Annotated in this window: 18 protein-coding genes and 1 tRNA gene; 13 read left to right on the top strand and 6 right to left on the bottom strand. The window is 62.1% G+C overall.

The window, feature by feature from the left end:
- Window positions 1-110: 110 nt before the first annotated feature.
- The 5 genes from J4D28_RS09490 (at window position 111) to J4D28_RS09470 (ending at window position 5148) form a co-directional block, all read left to right on the top strand.
- Complete coding sequence (locus tag J4D28_RS09490; protein WP_009050779.1) at window positions 111-1094, top strand: NAD(P)/FAD-dependent oxidoreductase; 984 nt, start codon at window positions 111-113, stop codon at window positions 1092-1094.
- A 312-nt stretch (window positions 1095-1406) separates the two neighbouring features.
- Window positions 1407-2375 (top strand): DUF523 and DUF1722 domain-containing protein, encoded by a 969-nt coding sequence (locus J4D28_RS09485; protein WP_103331096.1) that lies wholly within the window; start codon window positions 1407-1409, stop codon window positions 2373-2375.
- A 3-nt stretch (window positions 2376-2378) separates the two neighbouring features.
- The gene (locus J4D28_RS09480; RefSeq protein WP_103331097.1) at window positions 2379-3317 is read left to right on the top strand and encodes a MerR family transcriptional regulator; all 939 of its coding nucleotides are present in this window, start codon (window positions 2379-2381) and stop codon (window positions 3315-3317) included.
- A gap of 14 nt (window positions 3318-3331) precedes the next feature.
- On the top strand, window positions 3332-4777 hold the full coding sequence (gene phrB, locus J4D28_RS09475; protein ID WP_103331098.1) for a deoxyribodipyrimidine photo-lyase: 1446 nt from the start codon (window positions 3332-3334) through the stop codon (window positions 4775-4777).
- A 65-nt stretch (window positions 4778-4842) separates the two neighbouring features.
- Window positions 4843-5148, top strand: coding sequence for a YkgJ family cysteine cluster protein (locus J4D28_RS09470; RefSeq protein ID WP_009050783.1), 306 nt, complete (start codon window positions 4843-4845; stop codon window positions 5146-5148).
- An 8-nt stretch (window positions 5149-5156) separates the two neighbouring features.
- Here the strand turns inward: J4D28_RS09470 and J4D28_RS09465 are convergent, their stop codons facing one another.
- The 6 genes from J4D28_RS09465 to hemA form a co-directional block, all read right to left on the bottom strand.
- Window positions 5157-5675, bottom strand: coding sequence for an acyloxyacyl hydrolase (locus J4D28_RS09465; RefSeq protein ID WP_016703578.1), 519 nt, complete (start codon window positions 5673-5675; stop codon window positions 5157-5159).
- A 116-nt stretch (window positions 5676-5791) separates the two neighbouring features.
- Complete coding sequence (murI, locus tag J4D28_RS09460) at window positions 5792-6583, bottom strand: glutamate racemase (protein ID WP_009050785.1); 792 nt, start codon at window positions 6581-6583, stop codon at window positions 5792-5794.
- A complete protein-coding gene (locus tag J4D28_RS09455) occupies window positions 6576-7331 on the bottom strand; it encodes a molybdopterin-synthase adenylyltransferase MoeB (RefSeq protein ID WP_103331099.1) in 756 nt (251 codons plus the stop codon). Before J4D28_RS09455 ends, murI begins: the two co-directional genes overlap by 8 nt.
- Entirely contained in the window at window positions 7325-8155 is an 831-nt protein-coding gene (gene prmC, locus J4D28_RS09450; RefSeq protein WP_028683382.1) for a peptide chain release factor N(5)-glutamine methyltransferase, read from the bottom strand. The genes J4D28_RS09455 and prmC overlap by 7 nt, the downstream gene beginning before the upstream one ends.
- A 6-nt stretch (window positions 8156-8161) precedes the next feature.
- Window positions 8162-9244 carry a peptide chain release factor 1 gene (gene prfA / locus J4D28_RS09445; RefSeq protein ID WP_007928353.1) on the bottom strand — a complete coding sequence of 361 codons (1083 nt, stop codon included), beginning with the start codon at window positions 9242-9244 and terminating at the stop codon, window positions 8162-8164.
- A complete protein-coding gene (gene hemA, locus J4D28_RS09440; protein WP_009050788.1) occupies window positions 9241-10527 on the bottom strand; it encodes a glutamyl-tRNA reductase in 1287 nt (428 codons plus the stop codon). The genes prfA and hemA overlap by 4 nt, the downstream gene beginning before the upstream one ends.
- Before the next feature lie 181 nt (window positions 10528-10708).
- Between hemA and J4D28_RS09435 the strand changes: the two genes are divergently transcribed.
- The 8 genes from J4D28_RS09435 (at window position 10709) to ychF (ending at window position 17627) form a co-directional block, all read left to right on the top strand.
- Window positions 10709-12433 (top strand): tetratricopeptide repeat protein, encoded by a 1725-nt coding sequence (locus J4D28_RS09435; RefSeq protein ID WP_016703581.1) that lies wholly within the window; start codon window positions 10709-10711, stop codon window positions 12431-12433.
- A 4-nt stretch (window positions 12434-12437) separates the two neighbouring features.
- Complete coding sequence (lolB, locus tag J4D28_RS09430) at window positions 12438-13055, top strand: lipoprotein insertase outer membrane protein LolB (protein ID WP_009050790.1); 618 nt, start codon at window positions 12438-12440, stop codon at window positions 13053-13055.
- Between the two features lie 2 nt (window positions 13056-13057).
- Window positions 13058-13909, top strand: a complete 852-nt coding sequence (gene ispE / locus J4D28_RS09425; RefSeq protein ID WP_009050791.1) for a 4-(cytidine 5'-diphospho)-2-C-methyl-D-erythritol kinase — start codon at window positions 13058-13060, stop codon at window positions 13907-13909.
- Between the two features lie 37 nt (window positions 13910-13946).
- A tRNA-Gln gene (locus J4D28_RS09420) sits at window positions 13947-14021 on the top strand.
- 48 nt (window positions 14022-14069) lie between these two features.
- Entirely contained in the window at window positions 14070-15011 is a 942-nt protein-coding gene (locus J4D28_RS09415; RefSeq protein ID WP_003171603.1) for a ribose-phosphate pyrophosphokinase, read from the top strand.
- A 140-nt stretch (window positions 15012-15151) separates the two neighbouring features.
- A complete protein-coding gene (locus J4D28_RS09410; protein WP_009050792.1) occupies window positions 15152-15751 on the top strand; it encodes a 50S ribosomal protein L25/general stress protein Ctc in 600 nt (199 codons plus the stop codon).
- 168 nt (window positions 15752-15919) lie between these two features.
- On the top strand, window positions 15920-16504 hold the full coding sequence (pth, locus tag J4D28_RS09405) for an aminoacyl-tRNA hydrolase (protein WP_009050793.1): 585 nt from the start codon (window positions 15920-15922) through the stop codon (window positions 16502-16504).
- A 22-nt stretch (window positions 16505-16526) separates the two neighbouring features.
- Window positions 16527-17627 carry a redox-regulated ATPase YchF gene (gene ychF / locus J4D28_RS09400; protein WP_009050794.1) on the top strand — a complete coding sequence of 367 codons (1101 nt, stop codon included), beginning with the start codon at window positions 16527-16529 and terminating at the stop codon, window positions 17625-17627.
- The last annotated feature ends 186 nt before the right edge of the window (window positions 17628-17813 follow it).

Raw genomic sequence — 17813 nt, 5'->3', positions numbered from 1 at the left:
TTTAACAATAGGACACCCTGTAAAACCGATAACGCCGAAAGTTATACCAAAAAACAAAATTGTACAGCTTTTAACGACGGCGTCTGCACAGAAAGGTAAACGAGGCCCCTATGACCGTACCCATCGCAATCATCGGTACCGGCATCGCCGGACTCTCGGCCACCCAGGCGCTGAGAGACGCCGGGCATGTCGTGCAACTCTTCGACAAGAGCCGCGGCAGCGGCGGGCGTATGTCCAGCAAGCGCAGCGACGCCGGCGCACTGGACATGGGCGCTCAATATTTCACCGCTCGCGACCGGCGCTTCGTCACCGAAGTCCAGCGCTGGCAAGCCAATGGCTGGGCCGCCGAATGGGCGCCGCAGCTGTACAACTTCCATGGCGGCCAGCTCACCCCGTCGCCGGACGAACAGACCCGCTGGGTCGGCACCCCGCGCATGAGCGCCATTACCCGTGGCTTGCTGGGCGAAACGGAGGTGCATTTCGCCTGCCGCATCACCGAGGTCTACCGCGGCGAACAGCATTGGCACCTGCAGGATGCCGAAGGTTTCACCCACGGCCCGTTCAGCCACGTGATCATCGCCACGCCGGCCCCCCAGGCCACCGCTTTGCTGGCTGCCGCGCCAAAACTGGCGAGTGCCGCCGCCGGGGTGAAGATGGACCCGACCTGGGCAGTCGCCCTGGCATTCGAGACCGCGCTGGAAACCCCGGTGGAAGGCTGCTTCGTACAGGACAGCCCGCTGGACTGGCTGGCCCGCAACCGCAGCAAACCAGGGCGCGACAACAGCCTCGACACTTGGGTCCTGCACGCCAGCAGCACCTGGAGCCGCCAGCACATCGACCTGCCGAAAGAAGCGGTGATCGAGCAATTGCACGGCGCATTCGCCGAGCTGCTGCACAGCGCCATGCCCGCCCCCAGCTTCAGCCTCGCCCACCGCTGGCTCTACGCCCGCCCGGCCAGCAGCCATGAATGGGGAGCCCTGGCGGATGTCGACCTGGGACTCTATGTGTGCGGCGACTGGTGTCTGTCCGGTCGCGTCGAAGGGGCCTGGCTCAGCGGGCAGGAGGCCGCCCGCCGGTTGCACGAAAACCTGTAAGCGCAGCACCCCGCGTAACCTTGCTGCTGTCGCCATGGACAGCAGCCTGTCTCCCCCGCACCAAAACCCGAAACATACTTCTGCTGATCGGACTGTTCCGAGATGAAGAAAAACACGCGCCAAAATCTCCTGCGTTAGCCAGCCAGCAATCGAACGACTAAAGCCCAACGACCGACAGATGAGCAGGACGTAACCCGAAGGGCTGCGCAACAAACCTGTACAAAATATTTGACTTGCACACCTTTGATCCTATGATGAGGCAAAGTTGTACAAGATCATATTTTTTGTACATGAAAAACCGGAGCCCTGCACATGCCCAGCAATCCGACCCAGGCCGACAAACCGAGAATCGCCATCAGCGCCTGCCTGCTGGGTGCGCCTGTGCGCTACAACGGCGGGCACAAGGAATCGCGCCTGTGCAGCCAGGACCTCGCTGAGTTTTTCGAGTTTGTCCCGCTGTGCCCGGAAGTCGCCATCGGCCTGGGCACACCCCGCGAACCGATCCGCCTGGTGGGCGATCCGCGGCAACCGCGGGCCGTTGGCAGCATCAATCCAGCCATGGATGTCACCCAGGCGCTCACGGATTACGGCCAGCGCATGGCCGATGAACTGGGCAGCCTTTGCGGCTATATCTTCATGCAAAAATCTCCGTCCTGCGGCCTGGAGCGGGTCAAGGTCTACCAGGACCAGGGCCGTCCCGCCGAGCTCAGCGGGCGCGGAATCCATGCCCAGGCGTTCTGCAGCCGCCATCCGGACCTGCCGATGGAAGAAGACGGCCGACTCAATGATCCGGTGCTGCGGGAAAACTTCCTGACCCGGGTGTTCGCCTACAGCGCCTGGCAGGATGTGCTCAGGCAAGGCCTGAGCCGTCGCCGCCTGACCGACTTTCACGCGCGCTACAAATACCTGCTGATGGCCCACAACCCGGAGCAATACAAGGCCCTCGGCACCCTGCTGGGCAACATGGGCCAAAGCGATCCGGCGCAAATCGGCCCACGTTATTTCAGCCAGCTGATGGCGGCCCTGAAAAAGTGCGCCACCCGCCGTACCCACAGCAACGTACTGCAACACATCAGCGGCTATCTCAAGCAAGCCATCAGCCGCGAAGACAAACAGGAAATGCAGCACCTCATCGGCCAGTACCGCCACGGCATCGTGCCGCTGGTGGTGCCGCTGACCCTGCTCAAGCATCACCTGCGCCGGCACCCCGATCCCTACATCGCGCAACAGGTGTACCTGCAGCCGCATCCGGAAAGTCTCAGCCTGCGCAATGCGCTCTGAACCATGAACGATTCGACGTTCGACGACCCGGATGCATCCGCCAGCGAATCCGATCGCGCCCATGGGCAAGGCTGGCTGCCGATTCGCGAGGTGACCCGCCAGACCGGAGTCAACGCCGTCACCCTGCGGGCCTGGGAACGTCGTTACGGGCTGATCGTGCCGCAGCGTACCGCCAAGGGTCACCGGCTGTTTTCGAACGAACACGTGCAACGCATTCTGAAAATCCTGACCTGGCTCAATCGCGGCGTGGCGGTCAGCCAGGTCAAGCACCTGCTGGACGCCGAGCCTGCACTCAGCGAAGCGACCCACAACGACTGGCACCTGCAACGCCAGAGCCTGATCCAGGCCATCAGCCAATTGGCCGAGCGCCAGGTCGACGAAAGCGTCAACCAGGCCATGGCACTCTACCCGCCGCGGACCTTGTGCGAGCACCTGCTGCTACCGCTGCTGGACGAACTCGAACAGCGCTGGCAGGGCCGCTTCGGCATGCAGATGGAGCGGGTGTTTTTCCATTCCTGGCTGCGCAGCAAATTCGCAGTGCGGGTCTATCACAACAACCGCCAACTGCAAGGCGCCCCGCTGCTGCTGATCAATCACTCGGACCTGCCGCTGGAGCCGCACCTGTGGCTCTGCGCCTGGCTGATCAGCAATAGCGACTGCCCGGTGGCAGTCTTCGACTGGCCGCTGCCCCCCGGTGAGCTGGCCCTGGCCGTCGAGCGCCTGAAAGCGCGGGGCGTGCTGCTGTACGCGAGCCAGTCGATCAACCTGCGGCAATTGCCACGTCTGCTCGGCGGCCTCGACTGCCCGGCACTCATCGTCGGCCCCGCGGTGAGCATCCACCCCGCCGAACTGGCCATCTGCACCAACCAGATCGCCAATCTGCACCTCGCCGCAGACCCACTCTCGGCGCACCAGGCCCTGACCGGGCTAGGACTTCTCTAAATGCAGGAACTCCCATGCAACTGATCTGGCTACGCAGCGACCTGCGCCTGCATGACAACACCGCGCTGAGCGCCGCCACCCAGCGCGGGCCGACCGTGGCCCTGTACCTGCTGAGCCCGCGGCAATGGCAGGCGCATGACGATGCACCGTGCAAGGTCGACTTCTGGCTGCGCAACCTGGAGCGACTGAGCAGCGACCTGGCCCGGCTGAACATCCCGCTGCTGATTCGCCAAGCGCCGAGTTGGGAGCAGGCACCCCAGGTGCTGCTGCAACTGTGCCGGGAACTGGCCGTCGAGGCGCTGCACGTCAACGAGGAATACGGCATTCACGAGAGTCGCCGCGATGCGGCGGTAGCCAGCCTGCTGAAGAGCCAGGGCGTGAGCTTCCACAGTTACCTCGACCAGTTGCTGTTCCGGCCCGGCAGTGTGCTGACCAAAAGCGGCGGTTACTTCCAGGTCTTCAGCCAGTTTCGCAAGGTCTGCTACAACCGGCTGCACAGCGCCCTGCCGCCACAGCTGGCGGCTCCCAGGGCGCAAGCCGCGCTGAGGATAAAAGCCGATGCGCTGCCCAGGCAGGTCGAAGGGTTCCCGACACCCGGCCCGCACCTGCAGGCGCTCTGGCCAGCCGGTGAAACCGCGGCGCAACAACGCCTGGCGCATTTTGCCGAGGCCCAACTCGTCCACTACCAGGCCGAGCGCGACCTCCCGGCCAAGCCTGGCACCAGTCAGCTTTCGCCCTACCTCGCCGCCGGTGTGCTGTCGCCACGCCAATGCCTGCACGCGGCGCTGCAAAACAACCGGGGCGAGTTCGCCAGCGGCAGCCCCGGCGCCGTCACCTGGATCAACGAACTGCTCTGGCGCGAGTTCTACAAACACATCCTGGCGGGCTATCCACGGGTGTCCCGGCACCGGGCCTTCCGCCCGGAAACCGAAGCCGTGGCCTGGCGCGATGCCCCCGATGAGCTGGCGGCCTGGCAGCAGGCCCGCACCGGCCTGCCGATCATCGACGCAGCCATGCGCCAGTTGCTGGAAACCGGCTGGATGCACAACCGCCTGCGGATGATCGTGGCGATGTTCCTGACCAAGAACCTGCTGATCGACTGGCGCCAGGGCGAGCGCTTTTTCATGCGCCACCTGATCGACGGCGACCTGGCGGCAAATAACGGTGGCTGGCAATGGAGCTCATCCACCGGCACCGACTCGGCGCCCTACTTCCGGATCTTCAACCCCTTGAGCCAGTCGCAGAGGTTCGACAGCCAAGGGACTTTCATCAGGCACTGGCTGCCAGAGCTGGCGGGGCTGAATGAAAAAGATATCCACAACCCGGCCGCCATCGGCGGTCTGTTCGGCGTGGCCGATTACCCGCGACCGATGGTCGATCTGTCGATGTCCCGCGAACGCGCCCTGGCGGCCTTCAAGAACCTGCCGTCACGGGGCGTTGCCGAGGGGGATCGGGAATAAGGGGACGGCAGGCGTCCGTCAGTGGTTTCACACAGCCTGCGGCCACTGCCTTACACTGCGCGCCTATGACCACTATTCCTGTCACCCAGATCGCCGAAGCGGCGGTCACCTGCTCGAGCTGCGCGGCCTGCTGCTGCCAACTGGAAGTGATGCTGATCACCGAAACCGGGGTGCCCGAGCGTTTTATCGACACCGACGATTGGGGTGGCGAAGTCATGCTGCGGCTGGATGATGGCTGGTGTGCCGCGCTGGATCGCAACAGCATGCTGTGCAGCATCTACGAACAACGGCCGCTGATCTGCCGGGAGTTCGAGATGGGGGAAGTGGACTGCCTCAACGAACGCCGCGGCATCGCCACGGCGTATCGCTGAAAAAGGTCTTACAACGGCATGGTGTAATGCAGCGAGTAGCTCTCTACACCGTCGTTGGGCGTCGCGATACCGGCGTTGGAATAGTGCGTGGCACGGAGACCGACTTCATGCCCGCCGTTGAACCGCAGGCCGAAACCGAAGCGGTCCTCGAACTGGAACGCCGAACCGAGCTTGTTGTCCTCCACCTCGGTGTTGGCGAACACCGCCACGCCGATCCCCGCCTCGATGTAAGGCTTGATGTTCTGCCCGGCAAATTCGTACACCAGCACTGGCGAGAACGACAGGCTGTGGTTGCTGGACTTCTCGTCGCCATCCCAGAAGGTATAGGCGCCGCTCCAGTAGCCGGTCAGGCGACCGACATCGCTTTGCAGCCAGCTTTTGTCCCAATCGAATTGCATGCCCAGGCGATAGGTCTGGGTCGAATCGCCGGTCTGCCCCACCGAAAACTCGACGCCGGCCGCCTGTGCCGAAAAACTTTGCCCCAATAGCGCGGCTGCAAGTGCAGCCAAACAAAACACTCGTCTCATCAGGAACATCCTTTTCAAACGATTTGTATGGTGTTGTACAGATTCCGCAGACACGTTAATAGAAATCAGCGCTTGAACAGAAGTTCAGCGCAAATCAGCGCTTCTGCAGGATTTATTTATAAAGCGAAGCTTTGCACCGCTCCCGCCTCTTTCCAGAGCAACGGCAGGATATGTCTGAAGTGACACGGATCGCCGCTGGTCCAGAACTGAGCCTGGCGTGCAGGCCCCGCGGCCAACAGCTCGCGCTCACCGAGCAGGCGCTCCAGCTGGCGGGCCACCGCAGCCCCGGTATCGATCAGGCTGATGTCCTCGGGGATCATCGACTTGAGCAACGGCTTGAGAAACGGATAGTGAGTGCAGCCAAGGATGATGGTGTCGCAGCCGGCCGCCAGCAGCGGCTCGACATAACCCTGCAGCAGTTGGCGCAACGCGGGGCTGTGCAGGTCACCGGCTTCGATCCGCTCCACCAGGCCCGGGCATGGCCGGGTGATGACCTTGATGTCGGTGGCGAAACGATCGAGCAAGGCGGCGAACTTGGCACTCTGCAAGGTGCCGGTGGTGGCCAGCACGCCGACCACGCCACTGCGGGTCGCGGCGGCAGCCGGCTTGACCGCGGGCTCCATGCCGATGATAGGCCAGTCCGGATAATCCCGACGCAGGTCGGCGACAGCGGCCACGGTCGCGGTGTTGCAGGCCAGGACCAGTGCCTTGGCACCCTGCTCGCGGAAAAACCCGGCGACCAGGCTGCAACGCTGACGGATGAATTCGGGGGTTTTCTCACCGTAGGGAATGTTGCCGCAATCGGCTACATATAGCAGCGACTCATGGGGCAGGCGCTGCTGGATCTCCGCCAGCACCGACAGGCCGCCGACGCCGGAGTCGAAGACGCCGATCGGCGCTTCACGCATGCCGGCCTCCACAGACGCTGCAGCCCGGGTCACGCTTGACCCGCAGTTCACGAAAGCGTGTGCCCAGGGCATCGATCAACAACAGGCGGCCCACCAGCGGCTCGCCGAACCCCACCAGCAGCTTCAACGCCTCGAGCGCCTGCAGGCTGCCCACCAGGCCCACCAACGGCCCGACCACGCCGGCTTCGCTGCAGGTCAGTTCGGCTTCGCTGCCGTGCCCATATAAACAGTGGTAGCACGGGCTCTCGGGACGCCGTGGATCGAACACCGACAGCTGCCCTTCCAGGCGAATCGCCGCGCCGCTGACCAGCGGCTTGCCGGCGGCGACGCAGGCGGCGTTCACCGCCTCGCGGGTCGAGAAGTTGTCGGTGCAATCGAGCACCAGGTCCACCGCCGTGACCGCGGCCGCCAGGGAGTCGGCATCCAGCGCGGTACGATGGGGCACCAGCTGGATTTCGGGATTGATCGCGGACAGGCGACGCATCGCCGAATCGACCTTGCTCAGGCCGACGCTGTCGGTGTCATGGATGATCTGGCGTTGCAGGTTGGTCAGGTCGACCTTATCGAAGTCGGCCAGGTGCAGCTCGCCGACACCCGCGGCGGCCAGGTACAAGGCCACCGGGGCGCCCAGGCCGCCCAGGCCGACGATCAATACGCGGCTGGCCTTGAGTCGCAACTGGCCGTCGATGTCGACGTGCTGCAACAGAATCTGCCGGCTGTAGCGCAGCAACTCCTGATCGTTCAGCACGGCAGGCTTCCTAAGCTGATGCGTTCATGACCGCCCAGGTCGACACGGCTGTGGACCTCGGCGAACCCTTGGCTGAGTAACAGGTCGCGTACGGCCGGCGCCTGGTCGTAGCCATGCTCCAGCATCAGCCAGCCGCCGGCTTCGAGGTGCCCTGGCGCCTGGGCGATGATCAGGCGCAGATCGTCCAGCCCGTCCTTGCCCGCGACCAGCGCGCTCTCCGGCTCGAAACGCACATCGCCGGCTGCAAGATGCGGGTCGGTGTCGGCGATATAGGGCGGGTTACTGATGATCAGTTGATAACGCTCGCCTTGCAAAGCGCTGAACCAATGGCTGTTCAGCACCGTGACATTGTCCAGTTGCAGGCGCTGGCGATTGCGTTCGGCCAGGGCCACGGCCTCCAGCACCCGGTCGACCGCGGTGACCCGCCACGCCGGGCGCTCGCTGGCCAGAGCCAGGGCAATGGCGCCGCTGCCGGTGCCCAGGTCGAGCACCTTGGCCGGCGTGGCGGGCAGCAATTCCAGCGCCGCCTCCACCAGCAATTCGGTGTCGGGACGCGGGATCAGGGTGTGGGGCGCCACTTCCAGATCGAGCTTCCAGAAGCCCTGCTGGCCAAGGATATAGGCCACCGGCTCGCCGGAACGGCGCCGCTGCAAGTAACTGGCGAAGGTCAATGCCGCTTCGCTGGGCACGATCCGCTCGGGCCAGGTGTGCAGGAAGCTGCGCGGCTTGCCCAGGGCAGCGGCCAGCAGCAACTCGGCATCCAGGCGGGCCGTGGGCGAATCGGGCAATTGGGCGGCGCGTAACAGGCTGGCGATGATGGTCATTTATGTTTACTCGCCCAGCGCCGCAAGTTGATCGGCCTGGTACTCGGCCAGAAGTGGCTCAATCACCGCTTCGACGCCACCGGCAAGGATTTCATCGAGGGAGTAGAGGGTCAGGTTGACCCGGTGATCGGTCACCCGACCCTGGGGAAAGTTGTAGGTGCGGATGCGCTCGGAGCGGTCGCCCGAGCCCACCAGCAGCTTGCGTTCGCTGGCGATCGCATTGGCCGCGGCGCTGGTCTGCTGGTCGTTGAGCTTGGCCGACAGCCAGGACATGGCGCGCGCCCGGTTCTTGTGCTGGGAACGTTCTTCCTGGCACTCGACCACGATGCCCGACGGGATGTGGGTAATACGGATCGCCGAGTCGGTCTTGTTGACGTGCTGGCCGCCGGCGCCGGAGGAGCGGTAGGTGTCGATCCGCAGGTCCGCCGGGTTGATCTCGATGGCTTCCTGTTCGTCCGGCTCGGGCAACACCGCCACGGTGCAGGCCGAAGTATGGATGCGGCCCTGGGATTCGGTGGCCGGCACCCGCTGTACACGATGGGCGCCGGATTCGAATTTAAGCTTGCCGTAGACGTTCTCGCCTTCGACCCGGGCGATGACTTCTTTATAGCCGCCGTGCTCGCCCTCGTTTTCCGAGAGGATCTCCAGCCGCCAGCCACGCCGCTCGGCATAACGCGAATACATGCGGAACAGGTCGCCGGAGAAAATCGCCGCCTCGTCGCCGCCGGTGCCGGCGCGGATTTCCAGGAACACGTTGCGCCCATCGTTGGGGTCCTTGGGCAGCAGCATGCGTTGCAGGGTGCTTTCCAGCTCGACCAGTTGCTCCTTGGCCTCGCGGACTTCTTCCACCGCCATTTCGCGCATGTCCGGATCGCTGTCCTTGAGCAGCGCCTGGGCGCCCTCGAGGTCGGCCTGGACCTTGAGTACCTGTTTATAGGTCTCGACGATCGGCTCGACTTCGGCGTACTCCTTGGAATAGGCGCGGAACTTGGCCTGATCGGAAATGACTTCGCCGTCGCCAAGCAACGCGGTCAGTTCCTCGAAACGGTCCTGGAGGACATCCAGCTTATTGAGCAGTGACGCTTTCATTGCGGTTTTTTATCCGAAGAGTCCGAAGCGCCCTCACCGAGGGCAAAGAGTTCCTGGGCCATGGCCAGCGCATCCAGGCGGCCTTCAGCGGTCAGCTTTTTCAACTGGACGCTGGGCGCATGCAGCAATTTGTTGGTCAGGCCGCGAGCCAGTTGCATCAGGACGTCTTCGGCGCTGCTGCCGTTGGCCAGCATGCGCTGGGCCTTTTGCAACTCTTCGTCGCGCAGGCGCTCGCTCTGCTGACGATACGCCTTGAGCACATCCACCGCAGCCAGCTCGCGCAGGCGCACCATGAAGTCCTCGGCGCCGATGTTCACCAGCTCTTCCGCTGCCTGTGCCGCGCCTTGGCGGCTCTTGAGGTTTTCGGCGACCACTTCGTGGAGATCGTCGACGGTATAGAGGTAAACGTCGTCCAACTCGCCGACTTCCGGCTCGATATCCCGGGGAACGGCGATGTCCACCATGAAGATCGGCTTGTGCTTGCGCAGTTTCAGCGCACTTTCCACCGCGCCCTTGCCCAGGATCGGCAGCTGGCTGGCGGTGGAACTGATGACGATGTCGCTGTGCACCAGCTCCTGAGGAATGTCCGACAGCAGCACGGCATGGGCTCCAAACTGTTCGGCCAGGGTACTGGCGCGCTCCAGGGTGCGGTTGGCGACCACGATGCGCTTGACCCCCAGGTCATGCAGGTGGCGGGCGACCAGGGTAATGGTCTCGCCGGCGCCGATCAGCAGTGCCTGGCTGCGCTGCAGATCGCTGAAAATCTGTTTCGCCAGGCTCACCGCGGCAAAGGCCACGGAAACCGGGTTTTCGCCGATGGCGGTGTCGGTGCGCACCTGCTTGGCGGCGCTGAAGGTGGCCTGGAACAGCCGCCCCAGCAGCGGGCCAATGGTTCCGGCCTCACGCGCCACGGCGTAGGCGGATTTCATCTGCCCGAGGATCTGCGGTTCGCCCAGCACCAGCGAGTCCAGCCCCGAGGCAACACGCATCATGTGACGAACGGCCGCATCGTCTTCGTGCACATAGGCACTGGCGCGCAGGTCTTCGAGGCTCAGATGGTGGTACTCGGCCAGCCAGCGCAGCACGACATCCGCCGAAAGGTGATCCTGTTCTATATAGAGTTCACTGCGATTGCAGGTGGAGAGGATCGCAGCTTCGCGGCTGTCGGTGAGGCGGCAGAGCTGCTGCAAGGCCTCAACCAACTGCTCAGGGGTAAAGGCCACGCGCTCGCGGACGTCTACTGAAGCAGTCTTGTGGTTAATACCGAGTGCGAGGAAGGCCATTCAAGGTCGCTGATGATGTCGAGAAGCCGACAATTGTCCTACTTCGAAAGATTCAGAACAACCACTGCCGACTATTGTCCCAATAGACTGCCTCTGTAAGGCATCCGCTGAGTCTCGGTTATGTTTGGCCGAAGGCTTGTGTCATGATGATCCGACCGCAGGTTAGTCGTCCTCTTCCTATATGAATAGATCTTCCGCGTTGCTCCTCGCTTTTGTCTTCCTCAGCGGCTGCCAGGCCTTGGCACCCGTTTCACCGGACGCTACACCGCCGGTCGAAGACAGCACACCGGCTCCTGAAAAGCCCAAGGTTTACTCCTCGTTCAGCGAAGACACGATCTTCAGCCTGCTGAGCGCGGAACTGGCTGGCCAACGCAATCGTTTCGACATTGCCCTGGACAACTATGTCACCCAGGCCATCAACACCCAGGACCCGGGCATCTCCGAGCGGGCGTTTCGCATCGCCGAATACCTGGGCGCCGACCAGGCTGCGCTGGACACCGCGCTGATCTGGGCGAAAAACGCCCCGGACGACCTGGAAGCCCAGCGCGCCGCCGCCATCCAGCTGGCCCGCACCGGGCGTTACGACGAATCCATGGTCTATATGGAGAAAGTCCTGCAGGGCAAGGGCGATACCCATTTCGATTTCCTCGCGCTGTCGGCCGCCGACACCGACCAGGACACCCGCAACGGTCTGATGAAAAGCTTCGACCGCTTGCTGCAAAAACACCCGAACAACGGCCAGTTGGTCTTCGGCAAGGCGCTGCTGCTGCAACAGGACGGCGACACCCGCGAAGCCCTGAAACTGCTGGAGCAGAACCCGCCGGAAGAAGGCGAAATCGCGCCGATACTCCTGCGCGCCCGCCTGCTGCAAAGCCTCAGCCGCGCCGACGAAGCCCTGCCGCTGCTGGAAAAAAGCATTCGCAAATACCCGGACGACAAGCGCCTGCGCCTGACTTATGCACGCATGCTGGTCGAGCAAGATCGCATGGACGACGCCAAGGCCCAGTTCTCCAGCCTGGTCCAGCAGTATCCGGAAGACGACGAGCTGCGTTACTCCCTGGCGCTGGTCTGCCTGGAAGCCAAGGACTGGGAAGAAGCCAAGGGTTACCTGGAAGACCTGATCGCCCGGGAAAGCCATGTCGATTCGGCGCACCTGAACCTGGGCCGCATCGCCGAAGAACTCAACGACCCGCAGGGCGCGCTGGCGGAATACGGCCAGGTCGGCCCAGGTAACGACTACCTGCCGGCACAATTGCGCCAGGCCGATATCCTGATGAACAACGGCCGTACCGCCGAAGCCGAAAAACGCCTGGCCGCCGCCCGCGACACCCAGCCGGACTACGTCATCCAGCTGTACCTGATCGAAGCCGAAACCCTGTCCGCCAACAAACAGGGCGACAAGGCCTGGAAGATTCTCCAGCAAGCCCTGCAGCAATACCCGGACGACGTGAACCTGCTCTACACCCGGGCGATGCAGGCCGAGAAGCGCAATGACCTGGCGCAGATGGAAAAAGACCTGCGCCTGATCATCAAGCGCGAGCCGGACAACGCCATGGCATTGAACGCCCTCGGCTACACCCTGTCGGATCGTACGACCCGCTACGCCGAAGCCAAGGCCCTGATCGAACAGGCCCATCAGCTGACCCCGGACGATCCGGCGGTGCTCGACAGCCTGGGCTGGGTGAACTATCGCCTGGGCAACCTCGCGGAAGCCGAACGCCTGCTGCGCCAGGCGCTGGAACGCTTCCCCGACCAGGAAGTCGCCGCGCACCTGGGCGAAGTGCTCTGGGCCAACGGCAAGCAACGCGAAGCCAAGCAGATCTGGAGCAAGTTCCTCAAGGACCAGCCCGACAGCCCTATCCTGCGCAGTACCATCAAGCGCCTGACCGGATCAGAGACCCTTTAAGACTATGTTTTTGCGCCACCTTATCGTTTTCAGCTTTATCGCTCTGCTCGCCGGCTGCTCGGGTTTCGGTACCCGCGAATCCGTCGAGGGCCACGGCAGCCCTGCGCTATGGCGCGAACACAAGCAGCAGTTGACTGGTCTCGACGGCTGGCAGATCAACGGCAAGATCGGCATTCGTGCACCCAAGGATTCGGGCAGCGGCACCTTGTTCTGGCTGCAGCGCCAGGATTACTACGATATCCGCCTGTCCGGCCCGCTGGGTCGTGGCGCCGCCCGCCTGACCGGTCGTCCCGGCCAGGTCGCGCTGGAAGTCGCCAACCAGGGACGTTATGAAGCGCCAACCCCGGAAGCCCTGCTCGAAGAACAGCTGGGCTGGAACCTGCCGGTCTCGCATCTGGCCTGGTGGGTTCGCGGGCTGCCCGCCCCCGACAGCAAGAGCCGCCTGACCCTGGATGGCGACAGCCGCCTGTCCAATCTCGAACAGGACAACTGGCAGGTCGAGTACCTGAGTTATGCACAACAGAGCGGTTACTGGCTGCCCGAGCGGATCAAGCTGCATGGCCGCGACCTTGACGTCACGCTGGTGATCAAGGAATGGCAACCACGCAAGCTGGGGCAGTAAGCATGAACGCACCACGACTGACCCTGCCCTCCCCGGCAAAACTCAATCTGATGCTGCACATCCTCGGTCGCCGGGAAGACGGCTATCACGAATTGCAGACGATCTTTCAGTTTCTCGATTACGGCGATGAAATCACCTTCGCCGTGCGCGATGACGGCGTCATTCGCCTGCATACGGAGTTCGCCGGCGTCCCCCACGACAGCAACCTGATCGTGCGGGCGGCCAAGCAGCTTCAGGAACAGTCCGCGTGCCCGCTGGGGATCGACATCTGGATCGAGAAAGTCCTGCCCATGGGCGGCGGCATCGGTGGCGGCAGCTCCAATGCGGCGACCACCCTACTGGGCCTGAATCACCTCTGGCAACTGGGCTGGGACGAAGATCGCCTGGCCGCGCTGGGCCTTTCCCTGGGCGCCGATGTGCCGGTTTTCGTGCGCGGGCATGCGGCTTTCGCCGAGGGCGTGGGAGAGAAACTCACCCCGGTAGACCCCGAGGAGCCCTGGTATCTCGTGCTGGTGCCGCAAGTCTCTGTAAGTACAGCAGAAATTTTTTCAGATCCGCTGTTGACACGTGACACTCCGCCCATTAAAGTGCGCCCCGTTCCCAAGGGAAACAGCAGAAATGACTGCTTGCCGGTGGTTGCAAGGCGTTATCCAGATGTACGTAACGCATTGAATTTGTTAGGTAAATTTACCGAAGCAAAACTGACCGGGACTGGAAGTTGTGTGTTTGGGGGCTTCCCAAGCAAAGCTGAAGCTGATAAAGTCTCGGCCCTTCTTACAGAGACCCTTACAGGGTTTGTAGCAAAAGGAAGCAACGTTTCGATGTTGCATCGCAAGCTGCAAAGTCTGCTCTAAAAGGAACCAAGTGCCAGGCACTTGATGCAACAGATACAGGGGCGTCGCCAAGCGGTAAGGCAGCAGGTTTTGATCCTGCCATGCGTTGGTTCGAATCCAGCCGCCCCTGCCATTTTCCTTATACTCATCCAGGTATACCCTCAGCCTTCAGGTACTGCGCGTGTCCAAGATGATGGTCTTTACGGGGAACGCTAACCCCGATCTGGCTCGGCGTGTCGTACGTCAGCTGCATATCCCTCTCGGTGACATCTCTGTCGGTAAGTTTTCCGACGGCGAAATTACCGCTGAGATCAATGAAAATGTCCGTGGTAAAGACGTCTTCATTATTCAGCCGACCTGCGCTCCGACCAACGATAACCTGATGGAACTCGTCGTGATGGCTGATGCCTTCCGCCGCTCCTCAGCGACTCGAATCACTGCTGTAATTCCTTACTTTGGTTATGCCCGTCAGGATCGCCGTCCGCGTTCCGCACGTGTGGCTATCAGCGCGAAAGTCGTGGCTGACATGCTTACCGTAGTCGGCATCGACCGTGTTCTCACGGTTGATCTGCATGCTGACCAGATTCAGGGCTTCTTCGATATTCCGGTAGATAACATCTACGGCTCCCCGGTTCTGGTGGATGACATCGAAGACCAACGTTTCGAAAACCTGATGATCGTCTCCCCGGACATTGGTGGCGTCGTGCGTGCACGTGCCGTTGCCAAATCCCTGGGCGTGGATCTCGGGATCATCGACAAGCGCCGTGAGAAAGCCAATCACTCTGAAGTGATGCATATCATCGGTGACGTTGAAGGCCGTACCTGCATCCTGGTTGACGACATGGTCGATACCGCCGGCACCCTGTGCCACGCGGCCAAGGCCCTGAAAGAGCATGGCGCTGCCAAGGTCTTTGCCTACTGCACACACCCTGTGCTGTCGGGTCGAGCAATCGAGAACATTGAAAATTCCGTGCTGGACGAGCTGGTGGTGACCAACACCATCCCGCTGTCCGCTGCAGCACAAGCCTGTGCGCGTATCCGTCAACTGGATATCGCACCGGTTGTTGCCGAAGCGGTTCGCCGTATCAGCAACGAAGAATCGATCAGCGCGATGTTCCGCTAGGGCCCTGCCCTAGCCTGACATCTCGATGACGAAAAGCGCCCCGCCCCAGCATTCCTGTTGGGGCGGGGCTTTTTTGCCCATATCGCCTTTAGCGCTGGTCGCAAACGCTGGGGCGAGTGTGGTTATTTTGGAGATACAACATGAACGATTTTACTCTGAATGCTGAAGTGCGTTCCGACCTGGGGAAAGGTGCGAGCCGCCGCCTGCGTCGTCTCGCAAGCCTGGTTCCAGCTGTAGTTTACGGTGGCGACAAAGCCCCTGAATCCATCAGCATGCTGGCCAAAGAAGTTGCCAAACTGCTCGAAAACGAAGCGGCTTTCAGCCACGTTATCGAACTGAACGTTGGCGGCACCAAGCAAAACGTCGTGATCAAGGCGCTGCAACGTCACCCGGCCAAAGGCCACGTGATGCACGCTGACTTCGTACGCGTTGTTGCTGGTCAGAAACTGACCGCTATCGTTCCAGTGCACTTCATCAACGAAGCTGCTCCGGTCAAGAAAGGCGGCGAGATTTCGCACGTTATCGCTGAAATCGAAGTGTCCTGCCTGCCGAAAGACCTGCCTGAGTTCATCGAAGTCGACCTGGGCGACGCTGAAATCGGCACCATCGTTCACCTGTCGAACCTCAAGGCCCCTAAAGGCGTTGAGTTCGTTGCTCTGGCTCACGGTAACGACCTGGCTGTTGCCAACGTTCACGCTCCACGTGTTGCTCCAGAAGCTGCAGAAGGCGCTGCAGAGTAATTCACTCTGCTTGCCGGAGTTACCGGAAACATCGCGGACTGGAACGTAGCGAGAAAGCGGGCGGGAACGCGGAGTTTACATAATGGTAAATGAGCACTTGTCGTCCACTTTCGCCGCACACTCCAGTCGCGGCGATGTTATCCACAACTCCAAGGAAGGGCCCCTATCGTGACTGCCATCAAACTGATCGTTGGCCTGGGTAATCCAGGCGCCGAATACGAACAGACCCGGCATAACGCAGGGGCCCTTTTTGTTGAGCGCATCGCCGAGAAACAAGGCGTCAACCTTGTGGCCGATCGCAAATATTTCGGCCTGACCGGGCGTTTTTCGCACCAGGGTCAGGACATTCGTCTGCTGATACCCACCACCTACATGAACCGCAGCGGCCAGGCCGTGGCGGCATTGGCCGGTTTCTTCCGCATCAAGCCCGAAGAAATCCTGGTGGCGCATGACGAACTCGACCTGCCACCCGGCGTCGCCAAGCTCAAACAGGGCGGCGGGCATGGCGGGCACAACGGGTTGCGCGACATCATCGCGCAACTGGGCAACCAGAATACCTTTCACCGCTTGCGGCTTGGCATCGGCCACCCAGGCGTCGCCAGCATGGTCTCGAACTTTGTCCTGGGTCGTGCGCCACGCGCCGAACAGGAAAAGCTCGATGCCAGCATCGATTTTGCCCTCGGCGTGCTGCCGGATATCTTCGCCGGTGAATGGAACCGGGCGATGAAAAACCTGCACAGCCAGAAGGCCTGACTCTTATCCGAGGGGAAACACCATGGGATTCAACTGCGGCATCGTCGGCCTGCCTAACGTCGGCAAGTCCACCCTGTTCAACGCCCTGACCAAATCCGGTATCGCGGCCGAGAACTTCCCCTTCTGCACCATCGAGCCGAACAGCGGCATCGTGCCGATGCCGGATCCGCGCCTGGATGCCCTGGCCGCCATCGTGGTGCCCGAGCGCGTGCTGCCGACCACCATGGAGTTCGTCGACATCGCCGGCCTGGTGGCGGGCGCCTCGAAAGGTGAAGGCCTGGGTAACAAGTTCCTGGCCAACATCCGCGAAACCGATGCCATCGCCCACGTGGTCCGCTGCTTCGAAGACGACAACGTGATCCACGTGTCCAACAGCGTCGACCCGAAACGCGACATCGAGATCATCGACCTGGAACTGATCTTCGCCGACCTCGACAGCTGCGAAAAACAACTGCAGAAAGTCGCGCGCAACGCCAAGGGCGGTGACAAGGACGCCGTGGCGCAGAAAGCCCTGCTCGAGCAACTGATCGCGCACTTCACCGAAGGCAAGCCAGCACGCAGCCTGATGAAGAACATGAGCGCCGACGAAAAAGCGGTGATCAAAGGCTTCCACCTGCTGACCACCAAGCCGGTCATGTACATCGCCAACGTTGCTGAAGACGGTTTCGAAAACAACCCGCACCTTGATGTGGTCAAGGCCATCGCCGAAGAAGAAGGCGCCGTGGTGGTGCCGGTCTGCAACAAGATCGAAGCGGAAATCGCCGAACTTGAAGACGGCGAAGAGAAAGACATGTTCCTCGAAGCCCTGGGCCTCGAAGAACCTGGCCTGAACCGCGTGATCCGCGCCGGCTACGAAATGCTGCACCTGCAGACCTACTTCACCGCCGGCGTCAAGGAAGTGCGCGCCTGGACCGTCCGCGTCGGCGCTACCGCTCCGCAAGCCGCTGCCGTGATCCACACCGACTTCGAGAAAGGCTTCATCCGCGCCGAAGTGATCGCCTACAACGACTTCATCCAGTTCAAGGGTGAAGCCGGTGCCAAGGAAGCCGGCAAATGGCGCCTGGAAGGCAAGGAGTACATCGTCAAGGACGGCGACGTGATGCACTTCCGCTTCAACGTCTGACCTGACTTTGCGAAATGCCCCGTGGCTTGAAACTCAAGCCACGGGCTCGCCGATAGGACTCCTGCCCTGCTGGCTGCTACCCCTCCTTACTCCCCCCTAATTACCAATGTTCTCCGGACATCCCCTCTCCGCCGAAGCCCCATGCCCGCCGTCTGGCCAACGCTTGTTTTGCCTGAGCGCCACGGA

Source organism: Pseudomonas sp. GW531-T4 (assembly GCF_017349615.1).
GTDB lineage: Bacteria > Pseudomonadota > Gammaproteobacteria > Pseudomonadales > Pseudomonadaceae > Aquipseudomonas > Aquipseudomonas chlororaphis_I.
This window is presented reverse-complemented; position numbering and strand designations above follow the sequence as displayed.

Excerpts from the sequence above, each read along its gene's own strand:
- J4D28_RS09470 (WP_009050783.1), top strand. The coding sequence starts at position 4,843 with ATGACCACTATTCCTGTCACCCAGATCGCCGAAGCGGCGGTCACCTGC.
- hemA (WP_009050788.1), bottom strand. The coding sequence starts at position 10,527 with ATGGCCTTCCTCGCACTCGGTATTAACCACAAGACTGCTTCAGTAGAC.
- lolB (WP_009050790.1), top strand. The coding sequence starts at position 12,438 with ATGTTTTTGCGCCACCTTATCGTTTTCAGCTTTATCGCTCTGCTCGCC.
- murI (WP_009050785.1), bottom strand. The coding sequence starts at position 6,583 with ATGCGTGAAGCGCCGATCGGCGTCTTCGACTCCGGCGTCGGCGGCCTG.
- J4D28_RS09490 (WP_009050779.1), top strand. The coding sequence starts at position 111 with ATGACCGTACCCATCGCAATCATCGGTACCGGCATCGCCGGACTCTCG.
- J4D28_RS09435 (WP_016703581.1), top strand. The coding sequence starts at position 10,709 with ATGAATAGATCTTCCGCGTTGCTCCTCGCTTTTGTCTTCCTCAGCGGC.
- ychF (WP_009050794.1), top strand. The coding sequence starts at position 16,527 with ATGGGATTCAACTGCGGCATCGTCGGCCTGCCTAACGTCGGCAAGTCC.
- ispE (WP_009050791.1), top strand. The coding sequence starts at position 13,058 with ATGAACGCACCACGACTGACCCTGCCCTCCCCGGCAAAACTCAATCTG.
- prmC (WP_028683382.1), bottom strand. The coding sequence starts at position 8,155 with ATGACCATCATCGCCAGCCTGTTACGCGCCGCCCAATTGCCCGATTCG.
- J4D28_RS09485 (WP_103331096.1), top strand. The coding sequence starts at position 1,407 with ATGCCCAGCAATCCGACCCAGGCCGACAAACCGAGAATCGCCATCAGC.
- J4D28_RS09465 (WP_016703578.1), bottom strand. The coding sequence starts at position 5,675 with ATGAGACGAGTGTTTTGTTTGGCTGCACTTGCAGCCGCGCTATTGGGG.
- prfA (WP_007928353.1), bottom strand. The coding sequence starts at position 9,244 with ATGAAAGCGTCACTGCTCAATAAGCTGGATGTCCTCCAGGACCGTTTC.
- J4D28_RS09410 (WP_009050792.1), top strand. The coding sequence starts at position 15,152 with ATGAACGATTTTACTCTGAATGCTGAAGTGCGTTCCGACCTGGGGAAA.
- J4D28_RS09480 (WP_103331097.1), top strand. The coding sequence starts at position 2,379 with ATGAACGATTCGACGTTCGACGACCCGGATGCATCCGCCAGCGAATCC.
- phrB (WP_103331098.1), top strand. The coding sequence starts at position 3,332 with ATGCAACTGATCTGGCTACGCAGCGACCTGCGCCTGCATGACAACACC.